This is a genomic window from Necropsobacter massiliensis (assembly GCF_000827595.2).
In the GTDB taxonomy this organism is placed as follows: domain Bacteria; phylum Pseudomonadota; class Gammaproteobacteria; order Enterobacterales; family Pasteurellaceae; genus Necropsobacter; species Necropsobacter massiliensis.
Genome location: NZ_LN776185.1, coordinates 3,010 through 3,211, shown reverse-complemented (window position 1 = coordinate 3,211; position 202 = coordinate 3,010). Strand labels below are relative to the sequence as shown.

Annotated in this window: 1 rRNA gene; it reads right to left on the bottom strand. The window is 44.6% G+C overall.

The window, feature by feature from the left end:
• Positions 1–6: 6 nt before the first annotated feature.
• Positions 7–122, bottom strand: a 5S ribosomal RNA gene (gene rrf / locus BN3349_RS07090).
• Positions 123–202: the final 80 nt, after the last annotated feature.

Genomic DNA, 202 nt, shown 5'->3' with positions numbered 1-202 from the left:
ATTAAAACCCGGCGGTGTCCTACTCTCACATGGGGAACCCCCACACTACCATCGGCGTTACAGCGTTTCACTTCTAAGTTCGGCATGGGATTAGGTGGACCCACTGCACTATCGCCGCCGGAATATTCCGTTATGATGTTTATAACCGATTTTGTTCTTTGTCTTCTTACTTCTCTTTTTACTTCTCTTTTATTTTACGTTC